Source organism: Motilimonas pumila (assembly GCF_003596335.1).
Taxonomy (GTDB): Bacteria; Pseudomonadota; Gammaproteobacteria; order Enterobacterales; family CBDFNC01; genus Motilimonas; species Motilimonas pumila.
This window is the reverse complement of record NZ_QZCH01000002.1, coordinates 98,366-125,173: the sequence shown is the minus strand read 5'-3', so window position 1 is coordinate 125,173 and position 26,808 is coordinate 98,366. Positions and strand designations below refer to the sequence as shown.

Here is a 26,808-nt window from a genome sequence, read left to right as displayed (position 1 = left end):
CGAGTGGAACCAGAAAAGCGTAAAAAAATAAAAAGTCACCGGATCAAGCGAAGCCGTTTAAAGGTGATTAAAGAGAGCCGTAACTGATGGATAACCCATTGGCATATCGAATGGTACCTAACTCTATATATTTATTATTTGGTGGGAAGATGAGCCTACACACACAAGCTCATTAAGGAACACGCCATGACTCAGTTAATCAAAACAGTCACCGACTTCTCAGACATCATTACATATAGCGTACTGGCTTCCGCCATTTGGTTTATTATTGCTATTACCTTGTTCAGCAAAATGCCAGGCTGCTGGTTATGACTGACACGCAACATGGATCTTGGCCCGCTGTGTCGTTAACAGCATCACGGCCGAGATCAATCTGCGGTTTATAGCGCCGCTTTTTACTTATTTATCTCACTATTGTGCAACCACCAGCCTCACTCAAAATACAACCATGATTCAGCCCTGCTTTCATTCATAAGGCCAGCGGCCATGTTGCCCTCGGCAATCAATTACAAATCAACAAACTCCTCAATCAGCCATAACCCCGCGGGCCCCAATGAAGGCGACCATGCCAGCTCTATTGGCCAACTTGTTTGCTCATCTTCAAAATCCACGCTCAGTTGAACAATATCTCCACGTTCAATAGCATCCACCGTCAAAGTCGATGGAAAATACGCAAAACCCAACCCTGAAAACAATAATGCTTGCAGCTGGTAAATGCGTGAGCAACTCACCACGTTTGGGCTAAAGCGCATGGATTCAATCAACTCTTGCGTGGCAAACTTATTTTCACTGTTCAGCAGCTGCTTGTGGGCTAAAAAGTCGTGACTCGACAACTCGCCCTTTACCTTTGCCAAAGGATGATGCGGCGCCACCACAAAGCTCCACTTTAATTGGTCAATAATGCGCGATTCAAAACCTTGCCGCAGTTTCAACTGCTGCGGTGCAATAATGATGTCGGCGGCGGCTTGATCATTGGCATAGAGCTCGGCACATTCTTCTGCATCAATCAGATTGATCGTGAGCTCTGGGTAAGTAGCTGCCAATTGATTGATTTTGTTTATGTATTGCGTAAAAAAGGTATAACCAAACACGGCGATGGTTAACTTATCTTCGATACCGGCATGATAAGACTGCGCCTTTTTTTCCATCGCATGGAGTCGAGGTACCACTTCTAGCGCTTGCAAATACATGGCTTTGCCTACCGCCGTGAGCTGCGGCGCTTTTCCTGCCACCCGGTCAAAAATCACTACGTCTAGGTCTAATTCCATATTTTGAATCACTTGCGCCACCGCCGACGCACTCACTCCTAACTTTCGCCCAGCGGCCGAAAATGAACCTTGTTCGGCCACATTTAATAAATAAATCAATCGCTCTGGGGTAATCAACATAGGTTTGCTCACTCTTATCATCACATTGGCTAGGCGGTTGCCTATCAAACCTACAACCCAGACTTAAAGGTGTCAACTGTAAGCTTTCGCTGTCTGCCCCTACTATGGGTCCCAACAGAGCGACACACCGCTCACACATTACCCAGAGTTAACCCGACTGAGGAGTCATTCATGAACACATTCAATACCACCAAAACTGCCATCGCTTTTGTTATCGCTGCTGCCGCTTCTGCTGGCACTTTCGGTATCGCCAACGCCTGTACTTCTGCTATCTACAACAACGCCGACGTCAGCATGACGGTGCGCACCATGGACTGGTTCGGCCAAGATAAAGCGCAAATGGTGGGTAAAGGTAAAGGCATGACAAACACCTACAGCGACTCTGACGAAGCCGTGACCACTCAATCTAAATACGCCTCACTGCAAATTAAATCTTTTAACCCCGGCCTAGTAGCTGAAGCCATCAACGAAAAAGGCCTCGTGGCACGCATTCTTTACCTTGGCAAAGACTACACTGAGTTCCCTGAAGGCAAAGCCGGCGTGCCTGACGTCGCAGCCGGTGAAGTGCCACGCTACATCGTCGACAACTTCTCGACTACCAATGAAGCCATTGCGGCGCTTCAATCCATCGATGTCATTGACCAAGAGATTTGTAACTTGCCCGGCCATGCTAACGAGTGTATTTCGGCCCCTGTGCACTATCAAATCACTGACGCCAGCGGCAACAGCGCCGTCATCGAATACGTCAAAGGCGAGCAAAAGATTTACCAAGGCACCTATGAAACCGCACCGGGCGTGCAATTTATGTCCAATGACCCTGAGTTCAGCACTCACTTGATAATGGACCAAGAGCAAACCGAGCCGAACGCCAGCATTCGCTCTTACGACCGCCGTCTGCGCGCCAAAGAGATTGTGGAAGACATGCACAGCCGTAACGTCACTGACCCAGCACAAGCGGCGCTAAGCATCAAAGCCGTTGGCGCCAATGTGTTCTCTGGCTATGACCGCTTGGACCCTTATGTCGACAGCGTATTCCCAACACTTTGGACCATCTACACCGACCAAGCCAACAAATCTGTGGTACTCGACCGCGCTGATACATGGGAAATTGAGCACTACGACTTCACCATGTTTGATACTAATGCACCGGCAGAAACCGTGTTAGGCCAAAACCCGAACGTCAAATAAGGGCTACCCAGACAATCAACTCTGACCCTGCCAACTCCGGCCTAGTCGATTCTCCGGAGAAGGCTGGGCCATTTATTGGAGGAACTTTCATATGAAACCACTTTTTCTTGGCGCACTTATCGCCAGTTTACTATGCCAGGGCGCCATGGCCGCGTTGAATGACCCAGCTGGCACCTATCAAGACTTGGTTGACCAGCAAGGTGAAATCCACTTTCCGGTAGACTTTCAAACCGAGCTGGTACACCTGGGCACCACAGTAGTGATGGCTGAAGACATGAAGCCGGCCAACTTAAACGGCATTTATACTCAACAAAAAGCCATTAATCATTACAACCAAACTGGAGAGTGGCTGGACGGCACAGTGTTTGTGAAAGACGTGAAGTTTGTGCCAACCGAACGCCTCACCACGGGCTTGGTAGGCCACCAAGAAGGTAACGATATTTTCTTTGTGATGGTAAAAGACAACCAGCAACGCTTTAGTGGTCACGAAAACTGGGGAGACGGCTGGGGCTGGGCCATGTATGGCGCTAAACCTACCATGAATGAGAGCCCCAATAAGGAATTTTGCCAAGGCTGTCATATGCCCAGAAAAGACAACCAATGGCTCTATACCGACCAATACCCCGCTTTACTTAAACGCTAACCCTAGCGTATGCCAAGCCAGGTTAATTCAATACCTGCTTGGCAAATGCCGATTTAACATTGTCTAAAATAAATTGATGTACTTCGCTTAAAGGTTGGTTTTTTTGCCAAATCACATCGTACTGCAATTGCATTTGAGTGTGCACAAACTCGGGTGACAAACACACTAATCCTTGTGGTAGCGCGTCTCTAGGGGCGCACAAAAAGCTCCACCCCACCTGTGCTTGTAATAGTTGCACCATGGCCTGAAAGCCATTACAAAACCACATTGCCGGCGACATTTTTACGGCTTGATATAAGCTTTCATTTTGGCGAATACTTTGGCTGACGACTTGGGTGTACGCCATCAGATCATCATTGCTCACTTGCCGCTTTCGGGCCAATGGATGGCGTTGACTGCAAACAATATTGACGTCGCAGTGGCCCACGGCTTTGAAATCATAAAATTGGCTATTGCCCTCAAGGCTCGGCGTGATGGCCAAATCAACTTGTTGCGCCTTTACCTGCTCAAAAATGTGTTGCGAGCTTTGTAATAATAACGTCATGCGCAGATGCGGCCACTGTTGCTGGCAAGCTTGAAACACACTCGCAAAAGCAGCGATGCCTAAGTCTTCGTCTATCGCCACAGTCAACTTAGCAGGCACCCCCGCAGACAATTGGTTAGCACTCAAGGTGAAGCGCTCAACGCTGTCGACAATGACCTTAGCGCTATCATAGAGATTGATGCCCGCATCTGTCAGCTGTGGGTATTTACCTTCGCGGTCAAACAGCAGCAGCCCCAACTCGTCTTCTAACCGAGCAATATTGCCGCTCACTGTGGCTAGGTGCTTACCCAACAAACGCCCCGCCGCGCTGAATGATCCCGTATCCGCCGCCGCGATAAAGCACTTCAGTAAGTCCGGTTTAACCATGCCAACCCTCTATATTTTCCATAGGAAACCTATTAACCAGTATTTAAATAATTATAGATAATAACTTTGCTTTCAACAAAAACCTAACATCATTAAGAGGAACACATTATGAAAACCACGATTAAAGCCCTTGTTATCGCACTTTCTTTAACCGCCACCTTAGGCATGGCTCACGCTGACAGCACACCATCAAATCAAGTGCCACTGAACATTGATACTTGGCAGCAACAGCGCGCGCAAGGTTTAAGCCAGCTCAATACCATCACGCCAAATGTGATGGCGGTAAATGCTCAGGATGTATTCAAAGTAGACCACCAAAAGCGTGATTACGACCTACACGAAATACCTTCGGTAGCGCGCATTATGAATCACCCTGCGGTAGGCTCTGTAGTTATTATGAACCGTGATGGTGACGTCCTACTTGAACACTACCGTGATGCTAACCGCAACACCACGTTCTCTGACCAATCATCAACTAAGTCAATTGGTTACGTGCTACTTAATCGCGCTTTAAAAACGGGCAGCGTGAGCTTAGATGACAAAGTAGAGCAATACATAGGCGACATTGGCAGTGGCTTTAAAGGCCGCACCGTTGGCGACGTCGCTGCCATGGCGGTCAACCACAATGTAGCAGAGCTCGCGGCTTATAAAGGTGACAAAGACGCCCTTGCCATGTTTGACCATGACGAGCGCGTGATAGGCCTGCAACGTAACGACAGCCGCGAAACGCTACGAGAGTTTATTCCCACCATTAAAGCCGCCGGTGAAACTAACGAGTGGGATGGTGAAATTGCTAACTACGCCACCATCAATACCAGCGTGTTAGGGCTTATTTTAGAAGCTGCCACCAATGTGCCACTGGAACAGCAAGTGCGCGAGCTAATGCACGACATTGGCGGTGAAAACACCGTCTACATGGGTACTGACTTTGCTGGAACCCCTGTGATTGGCGCGTCGATGATGTCATCAACCATTGACTTTGCCCGTTACGGTCGCCTATTGATTAGCGATGCGGAAGTGACCAAACAAGACATTAAAGATGCTCAGCAACAAGGCGAAGTCGTCCCTGCAGAGCTCACTGCTGTAGAAGGCCGTTACTACAAATCAGCCATCATGAACCAATACGGCGTAGGCCACAGTGGCTGGGGTGGCCAGCTACTTTGGGCAGACCCAGAGTCAGGCACAGTGGTGGCGATTAACAGCCGCGTGGGCAGCGAGCTAGCCGCACCTTACGACCACTTTGTGAAGCTATATACCGCCGCCATTGATATCGTGAAAGACCAACGCGCAAAACAAAAATAATGGCGTCACACATCAACCACAAAGGGCTGCATTGCAGCCCTTTTTTATTGTCAAACGCCCGCACGTAATAAAGGCTTAAAAGTTAAAACCAATGCCAAATTGCACCGCACTTTCTTCAAAATGATGCTCGTCAAACGCTTTGTTCGTTTGCCGGTATTCAACATAAGGTTTTAAAGTTGAATCAGTGTAAGTCAGGCGCGCTTCGTAATGCAGATTGGTGTCATTGTCTTGCACCAGATTCGACTCAAACTGCTGTTGTATTACGTAGTTGTATGCGAACTCCGCCACGTGACCAATGTCATAACTAAAACCTATATCGGCACGACCTACTTGGCTTTTATACGATTGATTGTCATGGCTATGATAAGCATGATCGTGGTCATGGTCGCCGTCTAATTGCACTTTACTGTTGCCATAATCTAACCCAAGTCTGGCATGTAACGCGAGGTGATGGTTGGCTTGATAATCTAGGCCAACTCTTGCGCGCAGCTCATTACTGTCAAGGTAGCCGCCTTGTGCATACGCGCCGTAAACAAAGGCGCCAAGCTTTTCATTGACATTAAAGTACTTACCACCACCCAATTGGTAGAACTGATGGGCCCCCGTCTCACCTTCAGCATAAATAAAATAGCCTTGCTCATTCATAAATACGGCTTCAAAGCCATAGGCTTTGTCGTCACCATCGCTGTGGTGGTCGTGATGCTTTTCGTTTGCCATAAAGACTTCTATTTGTGAGCCTTTAGATACATCAACATTGCCATGGGCAAACGCAGGAGCAGACAATAACGTTGTGATGGATAATACGAGCAGTGATGATTTCATTGGTGTCCTCAGGATTTGTTAAATATTTAATAACTTGTTGAGGCAACAATATGTTTCGCAGGTCACGAAATACATGATGGGAAGGATATGCAATACATTAAAATTTGGTATGCATGTTCAGCCAACGCCTTGCGCTAGTAGTTAATCACGTCGTACTTGTCGGCATACGGGACATATTTTGCAGCCTTATGAATTAGAATTGTTAGCTCAACTTTAATGCGGTAGCCTTATCATTCAATACCTTGTGTTTTCTTTTAAGGATAAAAGTGCTCTTCACAAAAAAATACCATTGGCCAATCACCATCACGCTGATTGGCAGTTCATTCTTATTGGGTTGTGAGTCAACTCGCTTTGAGGTGTATAAGGATGAAAATATTCAGCAAGAAGAGTCCAAAGAAGTCTTGCAAGCCTTAGCCAGCGCCGCCAATGAATTCCCAGATGTAAACATAGATATCGATTACCTAAAGGCAGTAGTAAACCAGCTTACAATAGAGATAGGCCCTCGTGATTTACAATATTACCAAGGGTTACAACAAGCTAAGAGTTATGTTTCTGATGAATTCCGCCAATTAGGTTACCGACCTGAACTTCAACAATATAAGGTTGAAGGCAAAACCGTCGCAAATGTTATCGCCAGTATTGGCCCAATGGATGCACCGCGAATTATTATTGGTGCCCATTATGACGCTTATGGTTCGCAACCCGGTGCGGATGACAATGCTAGTGGTGTCGCAGGCATGCTAGAAATAGCCAAGTTGCTAAAACCATATGAAAAGCGCCTGCGTAAGCGCGTCGATTTTGTGGCTTACACACTTGAAGAACACATGCCAATCAATCGCAAAGAAATGGGCAGTTACATTCATGCTAAATCGTTGCGACAAGCTAATACGATTGTGGAAGCTATGGTATCACTTGAGATGATAGGTTATTTCTCTGATCAGCCAAACTCACAACAATATCCTTATGAAGACATGAAGCAGGTATATCCCACTACCGCCAACTTTGTGGTAGTGGTCAGTGACGTGGCAAATAGTCCGATTCGTGGCCGCTTCAAAACTTTTATGTCTGAAGCTGACATTCGGGTGCGCTCATTGGCTGCACCCAGTTTTGTAGACGGCATAGACAGATCAGATCACGCCAGTTTTTGGCGCTTTAACTACCCGGGCATCATGGTGACAGATACCTCATTTTACCGAAATCCCAATTACCATAAAGTGGGAGATAATGCCGCCAGCCTAGACTATGAGCGCATGGCGCAAGTCGTCCGCGGGGCATTCTACGGCACCCTCAACTTTGCTCTTTAACCCTAACCACAGGCATACAAGGTAAACCTAGCGTGTAACCGAGCCATATAATGGCTCGGTTAAGCCCGTTCGGGGGACTAAAAGCCGTATTGCAACGACAGCATGGGGCCACTGAATGACATCTTGATGTTAGCGTCCAACAGGCTGTCACCATAATCTACCGAAATGCCGTAATGATTATAGGCGGCATTCACAGACAGAGCATCGGTGACTTGGTATTGCGCACCAAGGTTAAAGTCCAACAAGTGGCCATCGTACAAACGCGTTGACACCATAAAGGCTTGTAAGTGCGACTTTACCGCAAGCTTTGGCGTGAGCTGATAGCTAGCACGCACGCCTACATTAGGTAGCGGCATGGTATTGTTTTTTTTCGCTTTACCGGCCACACTCACGCTTTCTTGGCCATCCACTGCCACTCTGGCATCAATGCCACCTTGGCTTTTTATCGTCATAACGTGTAATCCGGCCATCGCGTCAAGGCGCAGTTTGTCTGTGGTTAAAAAGGTATAGGCATAACCCACGCGCGCAATATCGATGTCTAAGGCCAAGTCGACGTTCACTCCCACTTCCACCTGGCGGTCTAATACATTGACTGGCGCACTACTGAATTGCGCTTGAGTCCGGCGGTGCAAAGCATGCCAATCAAGAAACACACTGTGCTTATTGTCTATTTGGTATTCCAATTTAACGTAGGGTGAATAACGCTTTTTGGCTAAATCGAGATCGCTTTCACCGTCGAGCTTTAATTGAGCGCCCAGCGCAGGCACACCCATGGAAATATTGGTGTCTGCGGTATTGTGCAACGCGCCCACAGTCACTGCAAAATCACCCGCTTGAATATGTCCCGAAACCAAAATTGCTATGGCTAGGCTTAAATATCGCTTGTGCATTGTTTGCCCCTTGTCGCATTGGCTCGCCTCGTCACTGTCTGACAACGTTGCCACTTGAATTGGAAAAGATAAGGCTAAATTAGATTTAAAAAGCGAAAAGGTTAAACCAGAAACCATCTCAAAATCGAATACATAGAAGCATTTCAGGCCTGACACTTGCGGTTTCGCGGGCGCGAAGGTCGTGTATCACCTATCTCAATATCGAATAGTTATCAGTTATTAAGATACGTAAATGCGGCATATCTTAAGGCTACCGCCTCGTTTGTTTGCACTATCAATGGCCGCCCCGCGCCTCTGGTTGATTGTTAGTAAGGTGCTCCGCCACTCAATAACAGCGAAAGCGCCCGTTTATCAACCACAAGGATCCGCCGCTATGAAGTTTTTTATTACCCACCCTAAATTTGCCGTGGTGATTGCCATTTTGATCACCTTAATCGGCGCTTTATCAGCACAGGGGTTACCCATAGGCCGTTACCCAGATGTTGCCCCTCCCACCGTGGAAGTGTATGCGGTGATGGACGGCGCCGATGCGTCGATTGTCAGCAAGGTTATCGCCCCAACCATAGAGCAGCGCGTCAACGGCGTGGATGGCATGCAATACATGAAATCTACGTCTAACAGTGATGGTTCATACTCGCTAGAAGTCACCTTTGACTTGGGCGTTGATCCAGACAAAGCCGTGACCTTAGTGCAAAACCGCGTCAACACAGCCTTACCTGAATTACCACCGGGAGTGGTTCGTAACGGCGTAACCGTTGAGAAAATTACCAGCGGTATGATCATGGGCATGGCCGTGTATGACCCCACAGGTGAAGAATCTGACATTGCCATCAGTGGCTTTGCGGGCGGGCCGCTCAAAGAGTCGCTGCAGCGCGTCGCGGGCGTTTCAAAAGTGGACGTATTGGGCGAGAAAAAATACGCCATGCGCGTGTGGACCGACCCGATAAAACTGGCTAAATACCGCCTCAATATCACGGATATTCAAGACGCGATATTAGAGCAAAATCGCATTGCCTCTGCCGGTCGCATTATTGGCGAGCTCAGCGAATATACCTTATCGGTAAAAGGCGGCTTAGACACCGCAGAAGAATTTGAAAACATCATAGTGCGGGCCGATTTCAATAGCCAAGTGGTACGCCTAAAAGACGTTGCCCGCGTAGAGCTAGGGGCTGAAACCTACATCGCCAACGCGTATATGCAAAACCAAGACGGCGCCATTATCTTTATTTATCGCTCACCCGATGCCAACGCGATGGAAGTAGGCGAAGGCGTTAAGCAAGTTTTGGCAAACATTCAAGCGCCAGGAAGCATTGAGATTCCTGTGATTTACGATACCACCGAATTCATTGGCGCGGCCATCGACAATGTGATTGAAACCTTGGTATTGGCGGTACTGATTGTGTCTTTGGTCACCTTGGTATTTATGCAAAGCTGGCGCACAACGCTAATAACCGTGGCAGCTATTCCAGTGTCTTTGATTGGCACCTTTAGCATTATGCAAGCGTGCAACATCAACATTAATATTGTTTCTATGTTTGGTTTAGTGCTGGCCATTGGCATAGTGGTCGATGCCGCCATTATAGTGGTCGAAAACATCGAACGTATCTTGCATGAGCAACCCGATTGTAGCGTAGAACAAGCGGTAGAACTGGGCAGCCAGCAGGTGATAACGCCAGTCATTGCGTCTGCTTTAGTATTGCTTTCGGTGTTTGCACCCACTTTATTTCTGAGCGGCATGACCGGCATTATCTACAGCGAGTTTGGTATTGTCTTAAGTGCTTCTGTTGTGGTGTCTACCTTGGTAGCGCTGACGTTAACGCCGGCCATGGCTAGCCTGATGATCAAGCGTGAACGTAAAGGCTTGATTGCCAGAGTGCTCGAAATGAACATTAACGCTGGGGTGAATGGCTTAACTTGGATGGTGCGTGCTGCCGTGCGTATTCCCCTCATATTTGTTGCGCTGTTCGTCGCCATGAATTACTACACCTATGATCTTGGCAGCGAACTTCCTCACGGCTTAATTCCTAACGAAGACACCAGCACAGTGTTTGTGGCAGCCAGCTTTGACGCGGGCACCGCGCTGCAACAAACCGACCAAGTCACCGCTGATCTCGTTGAGCAATTAAAAGCCATCGAAGGCGTTAAAGGTGTGGTGTCTGGCGCGGGTTTGAACTTAATCACCAGCGCGCCAGAAATGAACTCTATGATGATGGTGTTAGCGTTGAGCCGAATGGACGAACGCAGCTTGTCTGATGTGGAAATCGCTGAACAAGTGAGCACGCTGATAAGTGAATATGAAGGACTCAATGGCTTTGCTTTTACGCCACCCGCCATCCCTGATTTAGGCTTGGTAGACGGCGTCGAGTTCGTCATTAAGGATCACAACAACGTCTCAGCTATCGAGATGGGCAAAGTGGTTGAGCTATTTATTGCCGATGTCAGCCAAGCTGAACAAGTGGATTACGCCTCGACCCAATACCAAGTTAATAAACCCAGCATTGAGCTGAAGCTTGACCGCCTTAAGATCAAACAGCATGGCCTCAATATTGACCACGCGATTGATGCCTTGCAATCATACACGGGTGGCATGTACGTCAATACTTTCAACATGCTTGGCCGTAACTATCGCGTGATGATCCAAAACGACAAACACTTTAACGAAGACGTTGAAAAGCTCGGCCAATTACAAGTGGCTTATAAAACGGGAGTGACGGTGCCTTTGTCAAAGCTATTCAGCGTCGAACAAAAGCTCAGCCCTACCTTTATAACGCGTCACAACGCGCAGCAAGCTGTGGCGGTCACGGTGATCCCAAGCGTTAGCACGGGAGAAGCCATGAAAGCTATCAACTCAGTTGCTTTACCTGAAGGTTTTAGCATTGAATACACTGGGATTTCTAAGCAAGAAATTGAAACCGGTAACGCCGCGCTATATGCCTTTGGCATGGCGTTGTTAATCACCTTTTTGGTGCTCGTAGCGCAATATGAAAGCTGGTCTATTCCAACCATCATCATGCTGACTGTGCCTTGTTCGTTAATTGGTATTATCGCCGGTGTTAATCAGCTCGGTGGTGACGTTAACCTACTGACCCAAATCGCTGCCATTTTATTGGTGGGTATGACAGTACGTAACGCCATTTTGATCGTCGAGTTTGCTAAAGACCTCAGGGAAAACCAAAGCTTAAGCATAGCCAAAGCCGCAGTGGAAGCAGTTAGATTAAGAACCCGCGCAGTTATGATGACGGCATTGAGCTTTGCGGTAGGTGTATTACCACTGATGTTTGCTGACGGCATTGGCCATGGTGGACAAAATGCCATTGGCTTTGCCAGCTTTGGTGGCATTGCGTCTGCGACCGCTTTTGGCATTATCTTTTCAGCCGTGTTTTTTATTGTGATTCAATCTTTGCGAGAAAAGTTCAAAGGTAAACCTTAACGATACCTAGGTGTGTCGGCTCAATATGCTCGCGCCCATTCAGGCACGGGCATTTTTCTGCGTCAGCCCACTCAGACAAAAGCCCATATTTATCGTAAGATTGTTTGATAGTCAGCCATTAATGCAGGACGACTAAGGTCAATAATACTTAGGATGAGGTAAGACGTTTGAAAACAGGCACCGACAACACCCCACTAGACTGGCTGCCCGCTGCCATCAAAATGACCATAGCATCAAGTATCTTTTTGTTGATGCCCAGTTACTTAGATACCTTATCTCGTCAGTTCGACACGCCTATTCCACAACTGACCTACCTTGCGACCATTGAGCTTTTGGGCTTTGCGTTAGCCCCCCTATTGTGCTTTTTAGCCAGTAAGGCGAAGTTTACTTTGAAAGAAAACATTGCCATTATGCTGCTCACAACCTGCCATTTAGGTAGCGTTTACTGCCCTTCACTGGAGTGGTTTTTAGTGCTGCGCATTGGCGCGGGGATCAGTGCAGGTATTTTGCTGGTCCGAGCGATAGAAGCCATGGCTCACACTCAAAACCCCGACGCTGCTTTCGCCAAAGGCATTGCCACCCAAATGGCGTTTAGCGCTATCATGTTTGTATTGATGCCATCATTAATTAACGCGTTAGGCATTAAAGCTTTTTACTTTGCCTTGGCCCTCTTGTCAGGCTTGCTAATCCTACTTAAACGCCAACCGTCGGTTGCAACAACTTACCAAGTACAAGCGCCTGTCGTTATCAATTACCGCTTATTGTTAGGCGGAATACTCGCCATTTTTATGTTTATGATGGCGCACTCTGCCGCTTGGTCTATGCTGGGTATTCTCGCCACCAGCCACCAGTTTGATCTGCAGCAACAAGGGAATATTCTGGCCGCTGGCACCGTTTTTAGTTTACTCGGGGCAGTTTTGTCAGCCATCCTGAGCCAACAAGAAAGCCATCGCCGCCGCTGGATTTTAGTGGGAATGTTACTGCAAGGGTTGAGCTTATTTGTGTTGTTTAACAGTCCACAACAAGCGCTCTATGTCATTGCGGTGGCCAGCTTTATGTTGCTGTGGAATTTCATTTTACCTCTGTTGATGGGGGCGGTTGCACAAGCAGATATAAATGGTGGTGCGATGCGTTTTGTAGTGGCGGCGCAAACCGTCGGCGCCGCAGTTGGTCCTTCGGTGGTCTTTCGCAGTTGGGTGCTGCTTGAGCTGACAGTGTTTCTTGGTATCAGTTTACTGTTGATTTACCCGTTAATTAATGGCCCAGAAGCATCATCTGATGAGGTGGCAAAAGGGTAACCGAGTAGCCCTAGCTTTGCGTTTCACCATGTTGCAAGCGAGGGGCCTCTGGTGCAACAATTAGTCATCCCAAAGCTCGAACCTGTCGTCATCAAAGTACTGCCTTGGCGCATTCTTATGGGCAAGACCGGGATATGCACGAACACAATCGTCCTCATAAGGATCAAACATGCCATCATCAAAGCAACGAGGGTCTTTGAGTCTTGGGTCTCTTTGCGAAACAATGCTGCCCATCTCTTGCTGTTGAATCAATCGCTTACAGCCATCTTCTGTTAGCACCTGCCCAGTTGGGCAATAGCTACCTGCAAATGCTGAGCTGGCCATCAATGTGGCTATAATTACTGCGACATTTTTCATCATATCCTCACTTTTGTTATCTATTGAATAGTTAAATGGGGCTCAGGTGCGCAGTTTAGGGCCGCTTGTGACCCTAAACTGCGCACCTGAAGCTAGGTTTAGAAGCACACTTGGGTGTACTCTGAGAAGCGTGGGTTGTCGCCTGATACGTAAGCGCAGCCATTGATCGTGTCGAAAATGACCGACTCTACAGTGACAAAGTCCGAGTCGTATTTGGTGATGTTGATAGGCTTTTGTTGCAGGATATATTTCATGCCACCGACATCACGCTCTTTGGCATAACTTAGAAACATATTGCCCGCGTCTTCCCTAGCAAACGTATCGGCAAACTGTCCGTTGGCTTCTAGCAGGGGCGTATGCGATAAATATTTCGCTCGCATTTCTGCGTTATGGTTTGTGTGGGCAATTCCTGCTTCACCGCGCACTAGGCGAGTGCCTGTGGTGGTCATTTCAATGGCGCCGTGATCACCCGAGTCATCCGCCACCGTAAAATTCAGCGCCACATGAGTGGTGTAGCCTTGCAGCTTTTGAAACGCTTCTTCCACGCTGGCAGAAGAAGTAATAGCCGCAAATGCCGCGTCAGTGGTGATGACATTTTCAGTATCTACCGTGGCTGCAGGCGCGCTTGGGTCTCCCATGAAATTGAGTACCGCGGCAGTGTGTTTCCCCATGCCTTGGAAGTGACCGCCGTCGGTGGCAAGGAATATCGTATTGTCCGTTTTCACCACGGTAGTATCGCCTTGTTGTAAAAAGTCGATCCCCATGTCGTTATTGAGGCCAACAATACCGGTTTCGGCAAATGCCAACGTGGTACAACCACTCATCGACTCAGCGGCCTGTTGCAAGGCAGCGGTGTCTTTGGCATTCACAAAGTTCTTGTTGATATCCCAATCGGGTTGAGCAATAGCAGCAAACAGCATGTGCACTGGCACGCCTTTAATCTCTGCTTGGCGCTCCATGATTGCTACATATTCGGGCGCCACTTTACGATTATTTTCAACGGCACGCTTAGCAATCGCGATAACATCAGCTTCGGCGCTTGCACGGGGCATCGCCGCTAAATGTTGCGCAATGGCTTCTGCGCCTTGGCCCGTAAGGTCGGCCACCACGGCGCCATTTTGAACCGCAGCACGGCTTGGCTGGTAATAATCCAATACATCTCCGGCGACATTAGCGGCATTTACGTTGAAGGTCAGCGCGGCAAGCGTTGCGATAGTTAGTAGTGACTTTTTCATCTTGATATCCTCTTTAAGCAATGTTGATTAATGGTTCGAGAGGTATCATCACACCAAATAAGCTATAGTTATGGTTCGAAATAACCCATATATGGGATGGTAGTTATGAGGGAATCAAATGCTGGGGTTAAATAGTCATTACTTAGAATGTTTTGTTGCAGCTGCAGAAACCGGCACCTTTAATAAAGCGGCGAAGCGCCTGGGTAAGTCTTCCTCCACCGTGAGCCGCTGGATTAACGAGTTAGAAGACAGCTTGGGGTACTTACTGTTTGACAGGCAGAGTAATGGCCTAGTGGTCGTACTCAGCCCAAAAGGCGAGTTACTACTACCTAAAGCCAAAATTGCCATTGATTACTTAACCAAATTTGAACACTTGGCGATGTCGATGTATCACGATGATGCCCCTCTAACCCTGACCATGAGCTTTAGTGAGTTAGTTGCAACCGATGGGGTAGCAGAAGTCATTCAAGACCTTAAAACCGCATATCCGCAGGTGCATGTTGCGCTACGCAACGTAGATTTAACCCATGTGCAACTGGCACTCGATAACCAGGACGTTGATTTTGCATTGGGTATTGTCAGTGATTCCCTTTACCCCAATGTGGGTGGCACCTTGGTCGGCGATGAAAACGTAGTACTGATTGCCCACTCTGATAATCCACTGCGCCAAGCTGAGCAAGTAACAACAGATATGCTACTGGGGCAAACGGGGATCTGGTCTTCTCCTTATGAACAAACAGAAAAGTATCAAGCAGCATTATTTAATAGCTTAGAAATGATTGAGTGTGGCGACTTAAACACAGTGGTGGCTCTGGTAAAACAAAATCTAGGCGTTGCTCTGTTACCGGAATACGTGGCTCACGACGCAATCAAATCAGGTGAGGTGGTTGCGTTAAACTTACACCACAGGGAAGTCGACCAAAGCATTCAGTTAATGCTCTATTACCGCTTGGATTACCCCTACCCGGACGTGATCGAACAGCTCATCCAATCACTACAGGCATGGTTTGGTTATCAAGCATAAACAAGGGTAGGGGTAACAACGAAACGCCCCCTACCCAATCAGCGGCCGTAGTTGATTACAACAGTCATCGCCGCCACTTCTATCCGATTCTTCAATACAACCTAGTTATGCATCACCCGTTGTGAATGTTTCAATTGCGGCCAGGACATTCACTCGCTTCTAGGACGAAGACTTTTTTAATAATTCGGATAAGACACGATGAAAAATAAAACCTTAGTTCAAACCGCCTTACTTTCGGCATTATGTAGTTTGGGCTTCGCCACTCAAGCAGCCGATATTGAACTAAAACACGAATACCAAAGCCAAGCAAAATCTAACGTCACTAAGCTCAAAGCCGGCCATCAATGGGACAGTGGCTTTGGCGCCTCTGCTGAAGTTGGTATCTTACATGGCGACGGAAAACTATTTAAAGAACCCACCACCAACAACTTTGAACTCGACGGGTATTACCAAATTGGCGATAAATGGTTTGTTAAACCCGGCATGAACATTAACGTTGAAAATGACGGCACAGCCATTCGTCCATATCTATCGGCAGGCTATCACTTTGATTCCGGTTTTTATACGGAAGGCCGCTATCGTTATGAAGACAAAAAAATTAGCGATAAAAACAGCAGCCTTAACGGCAAATCGAGCGAAATTCACCGCGCCGACCTTTCCGCTGGCTACAAAAATGATAAATGGCTAGTCGATGCCACTTACACTGCGATGAACCAAGCCAACAAGAGTTTTCAATTTAATAATGGCAAACGTGACACCTATGAAGCTAAGCTCAAAGCCGGCTATCGCATGGGAAATTGGATGCCATTTATCGAAGTGGGTGACCTGGATAAATATTCCGGCATCAATCACCAAGGCGATCCTGTGAGTAATAAGCGCAACTATAAAATGGAGCTAGGCGTTAACTACCGGTTCTAATAGTACCTTCGAGCCCTGTACGGAAGCAGGGCTTCGACAATCGCCATACTATACATTCGAATATCGAATACTTACCAACTTAAACTATCTTATTTGTCGTTGCATAATTCCTATCAACAACAACACAGCACACACGAGTTGAGAGGTATAACATGAGAACATTTTGGGATCGCACCCGCTACGCGGTATCTTTCGAATTAATTGGCTTAGGCATTATCATGACTGCGGCCTGGTTATTCACAGACATGCCCGTTTCAAGCTTCGGCATCACCGCTATCATAATGTCGCTATTAGCCACCTTTTGGAACGCTCTGCTTTCGTACGGCTTTGACCGTTATTTAACCAAGCAACAAGGCCATACCAATAAAACAGCGATGCAACGTGTTTGCTATGCGCTCGGCTTTGAGGCAGGTTTAATTATCATTACCGTACCTATTATTGCCTTAGTGCTAGAGGTGACTTGGCTGCAAGCGTTCTTAATCGACTTAGGTATTATTACCTTCTTTTTATTTTACGCTTACGGCTTTAGCTGGGCTTATGACCGCATTTTCCCGCTACCAGCAGCAGCCAATAACGCCGCGTAAATGATCCTTTCGTAAGGCCGAAAATTACCGATAACATCGGCGGCCTTACGATACACACTCCCACGCTTGATTCTATATCACGCCCCTCAGCAGCCCCTATTGATAATGGCTTGAGTCCCTTAGCGCATAATGTTGACGTGATATATTCTGCCCCATAATGAGTCTTCATCACCTACATGGCACGCACGCAGAATCAGTACCATTGCAGCGGCAAAAGCAACAGGCTTGAAGTATCTGAATATCAGATAGCTACCCATTAAATTAATTCCACTTTTCATGGGAAATTAATAGCACATCCTTACTCAATTGGAGCGCTACCATGAAAACTCTCAGCAAAGTATGCTTACTGATTACAACTACCCTTTTTCTGACCGCTTGCGACGATAAAGGGAAAGACTTAAGAGGTAATAAGGCCCCCACGAATGGTGTCTCACCACCGGCGATTTCTATCCCCACGGCTGGCTTGTATAAAGCGTATTGGGAAGCCGACAGGTTTTATCACATATCTCGCCTAGGTAAAGTCACCAACTACGATGACTTTGGCGATGAAGTGGACGGGGAAGGTCAAGTGCAAACCCATGTCATGCAAAATAAAACCTATATTGGCAAGATGAATCAAGCTGATATGAAGTATCACTTTACGGGCACTAAGCCAGAGCGAGTGTTTAATAACTCCTGGGTGTCTAACCGTGATATGCCAGAGGTGCAAAGTTTCGACCGGCAACAAAAACTGAGCCAATTTAACCAATATTCAATGGTCTCATATGCCGGTGATTATTCACTGATTGAAGATCAAACCATTAGCCAAGGAAACATTCAGGCGTTATTTGAAATGAAGACAGGTAAGCTGATTTATTTTGGCGAGTTAGCACACTGTACCGACCAAGATTTTTATTTCGTGGACGACGATAAGCTATTAATCACCCACTCTAAGCAATGTGAAGACGTCACTATTAGCGGCGGTATTTACCAATAAACTTGCCACCCACTAGGCCAACATAGCCACTTCAACGGTGCCGTCTACAATAGCGCCGGCATCGCCTGCTGCAACTACCTGCAACTACCTGCAACCACCTGCTAGCGCTGCACAGCGCTGGCTGCTCCGGTTCATCATACCGCTTTCAATCCCCGCGCCTCACACCCGAAATATGCTTTGCTCCCTTATGACCTGGCAATTTCGATTTGTCGATTTGCAGCAACGGTAACCTCTCGAGGCCTAGAGTCACCACTCGCCTTTCAACCTACCCGAAAATCCAATAGTTTCTAATTAAGTCAATTCGATTTTCAGTGAGATTATACCGTCAACGAAGCAACAGACGCTTTACCTACAAAATCCTAGAGGACTTATTATGAACAAGAAAACACTACTTTCAGCCATCACAACCGCATCTTTAGCTACCGTACTTTCATTTAATGCGCTCGCCGCTGAAGAAGAAAAAGTGAACTACGGTGACCCTACGGCTAGCTTTACTACCTTAGGCGTCAGCGCCAGTGAAGAGGTTACGCAGCTTAACGGCATGATGGGATTAGGCTCTAACATTTTCCAACTTGATATCAACACAAATAACAAAACCGGCGATCTAAGCGGCCGTGGCCGTTATTTCCATGTTACTGACGGTTTAGGCTACTCGGTAGACGTGATTGGAGATAAAAATAGTCAAACCGTGCTGGGTGGGGTGATCTATAAATGGCAAGTCAACGACAACGTATCGGTTTTCCCTATGCTTAGCGTAGGTGCAACGCAGAGTAAACGCTTTGATGACAACGGTAAAGCCACTAAAAAGTACGACAGTTCTAATTTGGTACAAGCAGGCGTATACGCCATGTATGGCTTCGACGCTGGACACTGGGTTTACGCTAACCCTAAAAGCACTTACCACATTAAAAATGAAGCCTTTATTAACCAAGTAGAAGTCGGCGGCGGTTACATGTTGATGGAGAACGTCTCAGTGGGCGCTAAGGTGGAATACACAGACACCATCAAAGACAAACTCGGCAACAAAACTAAGTCAGACACTGTGGGTTGGATCCAAGCGAACTACTACTTCTAACAACACTCCTGCCATCATCGCTTAAGCTCTCCTGCGTTATCGCAAGGGAGCTAATCAGTACTCACGCAAGCAATAACGTACACACCAGTAACCGGCATACTTGTTAGCTAGCAATATTTCCCTAACAACCAACGCTTGAAAATACTCCTCCTGGTTTACCCTTACCTCTGCCACAACCTATTTGATTTTCAGATATTAACTAATTACCAATATATTCATTTCGAATAGAAAATAGCCCTATACCCACTGTTGAGGCTACCATGATGAAAAGTTTCTATTTGCTGATGATAATCTGCTTATTGCACTCCAGTGCGACTTTGTCACCTAACGGACGCAACAGCATTCACTCAGTCAACACCAAAAACATGATGGCGCAGGCGGGGAGGTTTGTCGCAGCAGATAATCACAATCAGCAGGCGCAAAACCCGCCGATTGCATCTGTTTTTAATGGCATAATTGACCGTTCAACGGGCCTTTTCGTTTTCCATGATGTTCGCCACCAACAACAGGTCACAAAAGCACTGCTTGCCGCTGACAAAAAGCTTGCATCGCCTCACCAATCTCAGCCTCGTAACCACCGACAGCAACAAGAACTGTGGCCTGCCGTCAAATATATCAGCCAGCGAGTGTGGTACCACTTATGGCATTAATCATGGCCGAAGCACTGCCTAAATCACCTGAAGTGGCATGTTTTTACGAGTCGCCTGATTCAACAGCGTTCAATACCGATATTACCCCAATAATATCGACGCATTGACTAACGGTTCAGTCTAAGACCCCGGCGTGATTGCGATTGCTTAAGATCAGAAACTGAACCCACTGTGCCAAACCCAGGCACCGACAGCACAACGGGTGAAAATGCGACAACTGAAACCGGCAGCGGTGACCGTAGCTCATTTGGCTGGTGGTCTTTATTACTGGTCGCAACCTTGGCGTACGGCGTAAAACAATGGCAAGGGCTGGCGGGTCACCCTAAAATGTGCTCCCCATTACAACTGTTGAGCGCAAGGGGTTTAGTATTCACCAGAGCCGACATATGACGGCTAGATCATCGTAACGTTTGATTAAACGTCATGAGGTAAAAACACAGTGCCCTGGCATTCATATCTCATAAACTGGTCGTATTATTTATTGATTAAAAAGGGGGAAAGTTAACACTGCCAAAGGGGGAGTTCTACACAGGGTCTACTTAAGTTTTTATCTATGATGAAAGGCTATAGAAAGGCCTTCCATCATCAAAGCGATAAAAACCATCAAAAACATAAATCTAACACGCTTTCACCATCACTTTGGCTGTGTCTAGCATACGGTTGGCAAAACCCCATTCGTTATCACACCACACTAGGGTTTTGACTAAGTGGCCGTTACTGACACGGGTTTGAGTGCCATCCACAATCGCGCTATGGGGGTCGTGGTTATAATCCACCGAGACTAAAGGCGCTTCACTGTAAGCAATGATGTGCGCTTGGTCTTTGGCCGCGTGTTGCCTTAAGCAATCATTCACTTCGGCCACAGTCACATTGCTTTTTAAACTCACGCTTAAGTCCATTGCGGTGACGTTAATGGTCGGTACCCTCACGGCAATGGCTTCAAATTTGTCGGCAAATTGCGGCAAGATGCGTTCAATGCCGCGGGCAAGCTTAGTATTAACTGGAATAATGGCGGCATTCGCTGCGCGCGCTAACCTTGGATCTTCGTGATAAGCGTCTATCACTTGTTGGTCATTCATGGCGGAATGTATGGTGGTGATGGTGCCCGACTCGATCCCAAAGGTTTGGTGCAAAATATCAATGACAGGCACGATGCAATTGGTCGTGCACGAGCCATTCGATACGATAACGTGCTCTGAGGTAAGCTCTTGATGGTTTACCCCATAAATAATGGTGTGGTCTAAATCATGGCTGCCGGGGTGCGAAAACAAGACTTGCTTTGCGCCGGCTTTAAGGTGTTTAAGGCCATCTGCGCGCGAGCCAAACACACCGGTGCAATCAAGTACAATATCCACGTTTAAGTCGTGCCAAGGTAAGAGTTCAATTTCTTGCTGGTGAAACACTTCGATTGGTTCACCGGCCACAAACAAGTGCTTTTGGTCAAAGCCCACGTCATATTGAAAGCGGCCATGGCTTGAATCATATTGCAACAAGTGCGCCATGGCTTGTGGCGCAGCAAGCTCATTGATCGCCACAATTTGTATTTCATGCTGTTGGCTCGATTCATATAATGCCCGCACCACGCTGCGACCAATTCGACCAAAGCCATTGATTGCCATTTTTATCATGTCACACCCTACCTCAGTTAATCGCTTAACTCTGGAGTCATAAAAGTTTAATAAAATGAGAGATAAATCTTATCATTTCATTAATTTATATAAAACTTGGTACAAATAGCTTATATTTTAACAATATTTCAATAAAACCAAGGAGGGTCTTCATGCTGCGCAGCTACGCTTTCTTCATGCGCTTGTGCCTGATTACCTTGGTTTTATTTTGTTTCAACGCCAATGCGGTAAGCCTCAGTGTTGAACAAGAAGCTTTCCTTGCCGAACACCCAGTTATTAAAGTCTCTAATGAAACCGACTGGCCACCGTTTGATTTTGTGGAGCAGGGACAGCCTGCTGGGTACTCGATTGATGTTATGCATCTCATCGCTGCGAGGCTGGGTGTAAAATTTGAATTTGTAAATGGCTACAGCTGGCAACAACTGTTGAAACTGGCTAAAAGCAAACAAATAGATGTTATTCATAGCATTCAAAATACCCCTGATCGGGTTGATTATTTACACTTCAGTGACCCCTTTTTTGATATTCATTCCGTTATAGTGACTACTCAGCAGCAGCGCCATTTAGATCACTTAGCGGCCTTACAAGGTCACAAGCTCGCGGTGATAAAAGGCTATGCCGCCGTTGAGCAGTTACAAGAACAATACCCCAATATTGAACTGGTGTACTTCACTTCACCAGAAAGCGCCCTGAAGGCTTTGGCACTAAATCGTGTCAATGCCTACATAGACAACCTTACTACGATCAATTACTTATCTGAAAAATACTTGCTGTCGAGTTTGGTCATTACGGGTGAAGTAACGCTGAATCAATACCCCAAACCTCAGCTGCGAATTGCCGTGCGTAAAGATTGGCCAATGCTTAGGGATATCATTAATCTCGCATTAGCCGATATCAAAGAACAAGAATGGATTGTCCTGAGAAAGAAGTGGCTCAGTGAAATAACAGGCGAACAATTACAATCTGCACCTGCTGCAGACGCTATCGTAGATGATACAAAAGTGCCAAGTGATGTCTCTAGTTTGCACTTACTGACACCGGCGGAACGCGCCTACCTAAACAGTAAAACCGTCATTACCATGTGTGTTGACCCCATTTGGCCACCGTTTGAGTGGATCAATAACAGTGGCGAACACGAAGGCATTGTCGCCGATACCATGCAACTTTTTTCAAAACGACTGAATAAACAGATTCAACTGGTGCCTAGCCGCAGCTGGAACCAAACGCTGGCTAAAGCCAAAGCGCGCCAGTGCGATATTATCTCGGCTGCATCGGCGACGCATTCTCGCCAAGAATACTTGGATTTTGGCGCTCACTTTATGAAGTTACCTGTGGTGGTCATCACCCAAGAACTGCCCTACTTTATCGGTAATATCGGCCAACTTGGCGATAAACCTTTTGGCATTGTGGCTGGCTACTCCTTGATAGAGCAAATTCAAGCCAAATACCCTAGTGCGAACATTGTGGAAGTGGGTAACGTTCAAAAAGGCTTAGAAAAGGTTGCCAACGGTGAATTGTTTGCGTTTATTGACTCGGTGGCATCGGTCAGTCATTACATTCGAGAAGGCAAAATCAGTAACGTCAAAATCAATGGCGCCGCAGGATTAGACTGGGAAATAGGCGTTGCTACCCGCAATGACGAGCCCATTCTACGGGAAATTTTTGACAAGGTGACGCTAGACATCTCACCCCAAGAACACGATGAAATCTTCAATCGCTGGATCAATATTAAGTTTGAACATGAAGCCAACTACAGCAAATTATGGCCTTTGCTGTTAATGATTCTGTGCATTATTGCGCTGGTCATTTATTGGAATCACAAGTTGGCCACGTTGAACCAGAAAATTAACAGCTACCTCAATCTTATCAATCAACACGTATTGAATTTAAAGATTGATTTACAAGCGCGCATAATCGAAAGCAGCGATGCTTTCTGTGAGGTCAGCGGCTATCACCCTAGCAGCCTGCAACATTCTGATTTCTTACTCTTGTTTCAAGGGGAAAACACTGACGCCGAACAAGCAGGCATTTTAGCTGCCATCACCAACCAACAAAGCTGGCATGGCGAACTCAAATACAAAAACAAAAATGGCAGTATCTTAATCACCGAAACCTTTTTATCACCGATATTACGTCGTGACCGAGTCACGGGCTTTAGCGTGATCCAACAGGATATTACGGATAAAAAGCGGATAGAAAATATTACCCGTATTGACGAACTCACCGGCTTGTTCAACCGTCGCCATTTTAACGAGATTTTTCCTAAAGAACGAATGCGTGCCAAGCGTGATGGCAAGTTGTTTGGTTTTATGTTGCTCGACATTGATAACTTCAAAGCGTTCAATGATACCTACGGCCATCCCAAAGGCGATCAAGTGTTAGTCGCTGTTGCTCAGACCTTGCAACATCAACTGAATCGTTCCTGCGATTACACGTTTCGCTTGGGTGGTGAAGAATTCGGTGTGATAGTTTCTGGTGCCGCTATGGACATAGACATCATGGACATTGCTTACCGATTAAAAGAAGCGGTAGAGAATCTGGCGATTACTCATACTGCCAATCAACCTTATGATGTGATAACCATATCCATTGGCGTGCAAATCCTAACGCCAGATAACCCTGCCTCACAAGCCGTGGTATACCAAGAAGCAGATGACGCTCTATACCAAGCGAAGCATAAAAACCGTAACTGTGTATTAAGAAGCCTATAGCTATCAAATATAGATTTTTAATAGCCTAAGGCTATCGAAGTAATTATCTTAAACAATTTTTCCTTTTTATGATTTTCTTCAATAATTACCTCATCGAAACAACATAAATTATTGCAGATTAATAAATCAAAAGGATTAAATCATGTTAGACAATAAAGAAGGTCAAGCAGTACCACAAGTTACTTTCCAAACGCGTCAAAACGACCAATGGGTTGCTGTGACTAGCGACGAATTATTCAAAGGTAAAACGGTGGCGCTATTTGCCTTACCGGGTGCATTCACGCCAACTTGTTCTTCAACCCACTTGCCTCGCTACAACGAGTTAGCCGGCGTGTTAAAAGAGAACGGTGTTGATGAGATTGTATGTTTAAGCGTGAACGACACATTTGTTATGAATGCTTGGTTAGCAGACCAAGAAGCCGAAAACATCACAGTGATTCCTGATGGCAACGGTGAGTTCAGCGAAGGCATGGGCATGCTAGTAGACAAGTCTGAAATTGGTTTTGGCAAGCGCAGCTGGCGTTATTCGATGCTGGTTAAAGACGGCATCATCGACAAAATGTTTATCGAGCCGAACGAGCCAGGTGACCCGTTCAAAGTGTCTGACGCCGACACTATGCTGAACTACATTAACGCAGAGGCTAAAGCGCCAGCGGCGATCAGCATCATTACCAAGCCTGGTTGCCCTTTCTGTGCCAAAGCAAAAGCGCTACTTGCAGACAAAGGTCTGGCTTACGAAGAAGTGGTACTTGGTACAGACGCAACCAGCGTTAGCTTAAAAGCCTTAACAGGTCGCAGTACGGTGCCGCAAGTATTCATCGACGGCCAGCACATTGGCGGCAGTGAAGAGCTAGCAGCACACTTAGCTTAACTCCAAGCCTGAGGAAGGCTAGCGCCTTCCTCTTTCGCTTTACCTACTTTCTCATTTTATTTTCGCTCATGTTGCGGTGATCGACACCAGCATTGCCATGGCGTAGGAGTCTTATTGTGTCAATCAAACAGTTAGATGTTGCAGTGATTGGTGGTGGTACCGCAGGTTTAGCAGCGTATCGCGCCGCCAAAGAACAAAATCAATCCGTGGCGATCATTGAAGGTGGCCCATTTGGAACCACCTGTGCACGCGTAGGCTGTATGCCAAGTAAATTGCTGATTGCAGCAGCAGAAAATGCGCACCAATACGAAAAGTCTGCCGCGTTTGGGGTAAACCTTGGCCGCCCAGCAATTGATGGCCAAGCGGTAATGAAACGGGTTCGTGATGAACGAGACCGCTTTGTTGGCTTTGTACTTGAATCCGTTGATGGCATTCCAGCAGAAGATAAAATTCAAGGCTTTGCCAAGTTTATTGACGCCAATACCTTGCAAGTAGGCGAACAAACCATTGCAGCAAAACGCATCGTTATTGCTACTGGCTCACGCCCTGCTTGGCCAGCGCCTTGGCAGTCATTAGGTGACCGCTTGGTGGTGAATGACGATATTTTTGATTGGCACGACTTACCCGAATCGGTTGCTGTGTTTGGCCCAGGCGTTATTGGTTTAGAGCTGGGGCAATCATTGCATCGCTTGGGCGTAAAAGTACACATGTTTGGCATTGGTGGCCAAGTAGGCCCCTTAACCGACCCTAGCGTGATGGCGTATGCCAAAGAGACCTTTGCCAGTGAATTCTACCTAGATCCTGACGCTAAGGTAGATAACATTCGCCGCGAAGGTGAACACGTGGTGTTGGACTTTGTTGACCTAGAGGGCAAGGCTCAGACCATACGTGTTGACTACCTTGTAGCAGCCACAGGTCGCCAGCCGAATGTTGATAATATCGGCTTGGAAAATATCACCATAGAGCTCGATGCGAAAGGCGTACCGGTGGCAGACCCATACACGATGCAAACGTCTGTACCGCATATTTTCATCGCCGGTGATTCAAGTAACCAAATACCGTTACTGCACGAAGCCGCAGACCAAGGCAAGATTGCCGGTACTAATGCCGCTCAGTTCCCAGATATTCGCGCCGGTCTTCGCCGTACGCCTATCTCTGCTGTGTTTAGTGACCCACAAATCGCCATGGTAGGTGAGACTCACCGCCAGATCACCGAGCGCCTTGGCCCTTGTGGCTGTTTTGAAACGGGCGAAGTCAGCTTTGAGAACCAAGGTCGTAGCCGTGTCATGTTGGTGAATAAAGGGGTATTGAAACTCTATGGTGAAAACGGCACCGGCCGCTTTTTAGGTGCGGAAATGATAGGCCCGAACGCGGAACATTTGGCACACTTACTGGCATGGGCACATCAAAACCAAATGACCATAGCGCAAATGCTGGATATGCCTTTCTACCACCCCGTGATAGAAGAAGGCGTGAGAACGGCACTGCGAGACCTGAATGCCAAGCTACACCTTGGTCCAGCCATGACACAAATGTGCCTAGAATGTGGCCCAGGTTGCTAGAGGTAGCACAGATAAATAAGTAAACCTCAGGTTAGAGCGGCA

The 26,808-nt window shown here is 46.9% G+C and carries 24 protein-coding genes; 17 read left to right on the top strand and 7 right to left on the bottom strand.

What is annotated here, in order from left to right; translation table 11 throughout:
• The first annotated feature begins 186 nt into the window (after nucleotides 1-186).
• Nucleotides 187-312 (top strand): hypothetical protein, encoded by a 126-nt coding sequence (locus D1Z90_RS21905; protein ID WP_269777023.1) that lies wholly within the window; start codon nucleotides 187-189, stop codon nucleotides 310-312.
• Nucleotides 313-506: 194 nt separating this feature from the next.
• Here the strand turns inward: D1Z90_RS21905 and D1Z90_RS03210 are convergent, their stop codons facing one another.
• Entirely contained in the window at nucleotides 507-1,388 is an 882-nt protein-coding gene (locus D1Z90_RS03210; protein ID WP_119909305.1) for a LysR family transcriptional regulator, read from the bottom strand.
• Nucleotides 1,389-1,559: 171 nt separating this feature from the next.
• Here D1Z90_RS03210 and D1Z90_RS03205 point away from each other — a divergent pair, with 171 nt between their 5' ends.
• Both D1Z90_RS03205 and D1Z90_RS03200 read left to right on the top strand, forming a co-directional pair.
• Nucleotides 1,560-2,576, top strand: a complete 1,017-nt coding sequence (locus D1Z90_RS03205; RefSeq protein WP_119909304.1) for a linear amide C-N hydrolase — start codon at nucleotides 1,560-1,562, stop codon at nucleotides 2,574-2,576.
• Nucleotides 2,577-2,667: 91 nt separating this feature from the next.
• Nucleotides 2,668-3,219, top strand: a complete 552-nt coding sequence (locus D1Z90_RS03200) for a cytochrome P460 family protein (protein ID WP_119909303.1) — start codon at nucleotides 2,668-2,670, stop codon at nucleotides 3,217-3,219.
• A 22-nt stretch (nucleotides 3,220-3,241) separates the two neighbouring features.
• Here the strand turns inward: D1Z90_RS03200 and D1Z90_RS03195 are convergent, their stop codons facing one another.
• Nucleotides 3,242-4,129, bottom strand: coding sequence for a LysR family transcriptional regulator (locus D1Z90_RS03195; protein ID WP_119909302.1), 888 nt, complete (start codon nucleotides 4,127-4,129; stop codon nucleotides 3,242-3,244).
• 108 nt (nucleotides 4,130-4,237) lie between these two features.
• Between D1Z90_RS03195 and D1Z90_RS03190 the strand changes: the two genes are divergently transcribed.
• Nucleotides 4,238-5,431, top strand: coding sequence for a serine hydrolase domain-containing protein (locus D1Z90_RS03190; RefSeq protein ID WP_119909301.1), 1,194 nt, complete (start codon nucleotides 4,238-4,240; stop codon nucleotides 5,429-5,431).
• A 75-nt stretch (nucleotides 5,432-5,506) separates the two neighbouring features.
• On the opposite strand, the gene D1Z90_RS03185 is transcribed toward D1Z90_RS03190, so the two are convergent.
• Nucleotides 5,507-6,253: a hypothetical protein gene (locus D1Z90_RS03185; RefSeq protein WP_198419038.1), complete on the bottom strand. Its 747-nt coding sequence runs from the start codon at nucleotides 6,251-6,253 to the stop codon at nucleotides 5,507-5,509.
• Nucleotides 6,254-6,519: 266 nt separating this feature from the next.
• Here D1Z90_RS03185 and D1Z90_RS03180 point away from each other — a divergent pair, with 266 nt between their 5' ends.
• Nucleotides 6,520-7,557, top strand: a complete 1,038-nt coding sequence (locus D1Z90_RS03180; RefSeq protein ID WP_119909299.1) for a M28 family peptidase — start codon at nucleotides 6,520-6,522, stop codon at nucleotides 7,555-7,557.
• Nucleotides 7,558-7,634: 77 nt separating this feature from the next.
• Here the strand turns inward: D1Z90_RS03180 and D1Z90_RS03175 are convergent, their stop codons facing one another.
• Nucleotides 7,635-8,447, bottom strand: coding sequence for a DUF481 domain-containing protein (locus D1Z90_RS03175; RefSeq protein WP_158587042.1), 813 nt, complete (start codon nucleotides 8,445-8,447; stop codon nucleotides 7,635-7,637).
• 373 nt (nucleotides 8,448-8,820) lie between these two features.
• Between D1Z90_RS03175 and D1Z90_RS03170 the strand changes: the two genes are divergently transcribed.
• Together D1Z90_RS03170 and D1Z90_RS03165 are read left to right on the top strand one after the other, a co-directional pair.
• Nucleotides 8,821-11,877, top strand: a complete 3,057-nt coding sequence (locus D1Z90_RS03170; RefSeq protein WP_119909297.1) for an efflux RND transporter permease subunit — start codon at nucleotides 8,821-8,823, stop codon at nucleotides 11,875-11,877.
• A gap of 167 nt (nucleotides 11,878-12,044) precedes the next feature.
• The gene (locus D1Z90_RS03165) at nucleotides 12,045-13,175 is read left to right on the top strand and encodes an MFS transporter (RefSeq protein ID WP_119909296.1); all 1,131 of its coding nucleotides are present in this window, start codon (nucleotides 12,045-12,047) and stop codon (nucleotides 13,173-13,175) included.
• A gap of 60 nt (nucleotides 13,176-13,235) precedes the next feature.
• On the opposite strand, the gene D1Z90_RS03160 is transcribed toward D1Z90_RS03165, so the two are convergent.
• Together D1Z90_RS03160 and D1Z90_RS03155 are read right to left on the bottom strand one after the other, a co-directional pair.
• Nucleotides 13,236-13,535, bottom strand: coding sequence for a hypothetical protein (locus tag D1Z90_RS03160; RefSeq protein WP_119909295.1), 300 nt, complete (start codon nucleotides 13,533-13,535; stop codon nucleotides 13,236-13,238).
• Nucleotides 13,536-13,630: 95 nt separating this feature from the next.
• Nucleotides 13,631-14,767: a carcinine hydrolase/isopenicillin-N N-acyltransferase family protein gene (locus D1Z90_RS03155; RefSeq protein WP_119909294.1), complete on the bottom strand. Its 1,137-nt coding sequence runs from the start codon at nucleotides 14,765-14,767 to the stop codon at nucleotides 13,631-13,633.
• A 118-nt stretch (nucleotides 14,768-14,885) separates the two neighbouring features.
• Between D1Z90_RS03155 and D1Z90_RS03150 the strand changes: the two genes are divergently transcribed.
• The 7 genes from D1Z90_RS03150 (at nucleotide 14,886) to D1Z90_RS03120 (ending at nucleotide 20,384) form a co-directional block, all read left to right on the top strand.
• Entirely contained in the window at nucleotides 14,886-15,791 is a 906-nt protein-coding gene (locus D1Z90_RS03150) for a LysR family transcriptional regulator (RefSeq protein WP_119909293.1), read from the top strand.
• Between the two features lie 198 nt (nucleotides 15,792-15,989).
• The gene (locus D1Z90_RS03145) at nucleotides 15,990-16,709 is read left to right on the top strand and encodes an oligogalacturonate-specific porin KdgM family protein (protein WP_119909292.1); all 720 of its coding nucleotides are present in this window, start codon (nucleotides 15,990-15,992) and stop codon (nucleotides 16,707-16,709) included.
• Between the two features lie 152 nt (nucleotides 16,710-16,861).
• Nucleotides 16,862-17,293, top strand: coding sequence for a PACE efflux transporter (locus D1Z90_RS03140; protein WP_119909291.1), 432 nt, complete (start codon nucleotides 16,862-16,864; stop codon nucleotides 17,291-17,293).
• 319 nt (nucleotides 17,294-17,612) lie between these two features.
• A complete protein-coding gene (locus D1Z90_RS03135) occupies nucleotides 17,613-18,269 on the top strand; it encodes a hypothetical protein (RefSeq protein WP_119909290.1) in 657 nt (218 codons plus the stop codon).
• A 373-nt stretch (nucleotides 18,270-18,642) separates the two neighbouring features.
• Nucleotides 18,643-19,344: a hypothetical protein gene (locus tag D1Z90_RS03130; protein ID WP_119909289.1), complete on the top strand. Its 702-nt coding sequence runs from the start codon at nucleotides 18,643-18,645 to the stop codon at nucleotides 19,342-19,344.
• Between the two features lie 263 nt (nucleotides 19,345-19,607).
• Entirely contained in the window at nucleotides 19,608-19,994 is a 387-nt protein-coding gene (locus D1Z90_RS03125; protein WP_119909288.1) for a hypothetical protein, read from the top strand.
• A gap of 171 nt (nucleotides 19,995-20,165) precedes the next feature.
• The gene (locus tag D1Z90_RS03120) at nucleotides 20,166-20,384 is read left to right on the top strand and encodes a hypothetical protein (RefSeq protein WP_119909287.1); all 219 of its coding nucleotides are present in this window, start codon (nucleotides 20,166-20,168) and stop codon (nucleotides 20,382-20,384) included.
• A gap of 227 nt (nucleotides 20,385-20,611) precedes the next feature.
• Here D1Z90_RS03120 and epd read toward each other — a convergent pair whose 3' ends face one another.
• On the bottom strand, nucleotides 20,612-21,622 hold the full coding sequence (gene epd, locus D1Z90_RS03115) for an erythrose-4-phosphate dehydrogenase (RefSeq protein ID WP_119909286.1): 1,011 nt from the start codon (nucleotides 21,620-21,622) through the stop codon (nucleotides 20,612-20,614).
• A 152-nt stretch (nucleotides 21,623-21,774) separates the two neighbouring features.
• Here epd and D1Z90_RS03110 point away from each other — a divergent pair, with 152 nt between their 5' ends.
• The 3 genes from D1Z90_RS03110 to D1Z90_RS03100 all read left to right on the top strand — a co-directional run bounded on the left by D1Z90_RS03110 (nucleotide 21,775) and on the right by D1Z90_RS03100 (nucleotide 26,766).
• Entirely contained in the window at nucleotides 21,775-24,333 is a 2,559-nt protein-coding gene (locus D1Z90_RS03110; RefSeq protein WP_119909285.1) for a transporter substrate-binding domain-containing protein, read from the top strand.
• A 142-nt stretch (nucleotides 24,334-24,475) separates the two neighbouring features.
• Nucleotides 24,476-25,204: a glutathione peroxidase gene (locus D1Z90_RS03105; RefSeq protein ID WP_119909284.1), complete on the top strand. Its 729-nt coding sequence runs from the start codon at nucleotides 24,476-24,478 to the stop codon at nucleotides 25,202-25,204.
• A 122-nt stretch (nucleotides 25,205-25,326) separates the two neighbouring features.
• Nucleotides 25,327-26,766 carry a dihydrolipoyl dehydrogenase gene (locus D1Z90_RS03100; protein ID WP_119909510.1) on the top strand — a complete coding sequence of 480 codons (1,440 nt, stop codon included), beginning with the start codon at nucleotides 25,327-25,329 and terminating at the stop codon, nucleotides 26,764-26,766.
• The last annotated feature ends 42 nt before the right edge of the window (nucleotides 26,767-26,808 follow it).

What these genes read in the sequence shown, in the direction of transcription:
- D1Z90_RS21905 (WP_269777023.1), top strand. Translation starts at nt 187, where the DNA reads ATGACTCAGTTAATCAAAACAGTCACCGACTTCTCAGACATCATTACA.
- D1Z90_RS03210 (WP_119909305.1), bottom strand. Translation starts at nt 1,388, where the DNA reads ATGTTGATTACCCCAGAGCGATTGATTTATTTATTAAATGTGGCCGAA.
- D1Z90_RS03205 (WP_119909304.1), top strand. Translation starts at nt 1,560, where the DNA reads ATGAACACATTCAATACCACCAAAACTGCCATCGCTTTTGTTATCGCT.
- D1Z90_RS03200 (WP_119909303.1), top strand. Translation starts at nt 2,668, where the DNA reads ATGAAACCACTTTTTCTTGGCGCACTTATCGCCAGTTTACTATGCCAG.
- D1Z90_RS03195 (WP_119909302.1), bottom strand. Translation starts at nt 4,129, where the DNA reads ATGGTTAAACCGGACTTACTGAAGTGCTTTATCGCGGCGGCGGATACG.
- D1Z90_RS03190 (WP_119909301.1), top strand. Translation starts at nt 4,238, where the DNA reads ATGAAAACCACGATTAAAGCCCTTGTTATCGCACTTTCTTTAACCGCC.
- D1Z90_RS03185 (WP_198419038.1), bottom strand. Translation starts at nt 6,253, where the DNA reads ATGAAATCATCACTGCTCGTATTATCCATCACAACGTTATTGTCTGCT.
- D1Z90_RS03175 (WP_158587042.1), bottom strand. Translation starts at nt 8,447, where the DNA reads ATGCACAAGCGATATTTAAGCCTAGCCATAGCAATTTTGGTTTCGGGA.
- D1Z90_RS03170 (WP_119909297.1), top strand. Translation starts at nt 8,821, where the DNA reads ATGAAGTTTTTTATTACCCACCCTAAATTTGCCGTGGTGATTGCCATT.
- D1Z90_RS03160 (WP_119909295.1), bottom strand. Translation starts at nt 13,535, where the DNA reads ATGATGAAAAATGTCGCAGTAATTATAGCCACATTGATGGCCAGCTCA.
- D1Z90_RS03155 (WP_119909294.1), bottom strand. Translation starts at nt 14,767, where the DNA reads ATGAAAAAGTCACTACTAACTATCGCAACGCTTGCCGCGCTGACCTTC.
- D1Z90_RS03150 (WP_119909293.1), top strand. Translation starts at nt 14,886, where the DNA reads ATGCTGGGGTTAAATAGTCATTACTTAGAATGTTTTGTTGCAGCTGCA.
- D1Z90_RS03145 (WP_119909292.1), top strand. Translation starts at nt 15,990, where the DNA reads ATGAAAAATAAAACCTTAGTTCAAACCGCCTTACTTTCGGCATTATGT.
- D1Z90_RS03140 (WP_119909291.1), top strand. Translation starts at nt 16,862, where the DNA reads ATGAGAACATTTTGGGATCGCACCCGCTACGCGGTATCTTTCGAATTA.
- D1Z90_RS03135 (WP_119909290.1), top strand. Translation starts at nt 17,613, where the DNA reads ATGAAAACTCTCAGCAAAGTATGCTTACTGATTACAACTACCCTTTTT.
- D1Z90_RS03130 (WP_119909289.1), top strand. Translation starts at nt 18,643, where the DNA reads ATGAACAAGAAAACACTACTTTCAGCCATCACAACCGCATCTTTAGCT.
- D1Z90_RS03125 (WP_119909288.1), top strand. Translation starts at nt 19,608, where the DNA reads ATGAAAAGTTTCTATTTGCTGATGATAATCTGCTTATTGCACTCCAGT.
- epd (WP_119909286.1), bottom strand. Translation starts at nt 21,622, where the DNA reads ATGATAAAAATGGCAATCAATGGCTTTGGTCGAATTGGTCGCAGCGTG.
- D1Z90_RS03110 (WP_119909285.1), top strand. Translation starts at nt 21,775, where the DNA reads ATGCTGCGCAGCTACGCTTTCTTCATGCGCTTGTGCCTGATTACCTTG.
- D1Z90_RS03105 (WP_119909284.1), top strand. Translation starts at nt 24,476, where the DNA reads ATGTTAGACAATAAAGAAGGTCAAGCAGTACCACAAGTTACTTTCCAA.